The following is a 349-nucleotide window of genomic DNA, read 5'->3' as shown; positions in this document are numbered from 1 at the left end:
GTTTTATGCCAAGACATTTCATGTGAAGACGCCACCGTTAGCCAAGCGCCTGAATGGGTAGAGCTTTTGCCCAAAGCGCCCCATGTGAAGGCACGTGATGGACGACAATGGCATTATAACCCGCAAACTATTTTAAAAGCCTTTGCAGCCAATAAAGGACCGCTTGTGATTGATTATGAGCATGGGCAACATCACCGTGCGAGAAATGGTTTAGAAGCACCTGCCAGTGGCTGGATTGAAGAATTAGCAGAGCGGGATGGTGCGATTTGGGGGCGTGTTAAATGGACCGATATGGCTACCAAAAAGATTGTTGCCCGAGAATATCGCTATCTTTCGCCTGAGTTTCGCC

Annotated in this window: 1 protein-coding gene; it reads left to right on the top strand. The window is 48.4% G+C overall.

All coding sequences use genetic code 11. The features are described 5' to 3' along the window. On the top strand, window positions 1-349 hold a 349-nt coding region (locus ACFILY_RS08485), incomplete at both ends, for a phage protease (protein WP_375673314.1).

The sequence above is a fragment of the Bartonella sp. CL25QHWL genome (assembly GCF_042195335.1).
Taxonomy (GTDB): Bacteria; Pseudomonadota; Alphaproteobacteria; order Rhizobiales; family Rhizobiaceae; genus Bartonella.
Note: the sequence above shows the minus strand (reverse complement) of the source record. Positions and strands in the feature narration are given on the sequence as shown.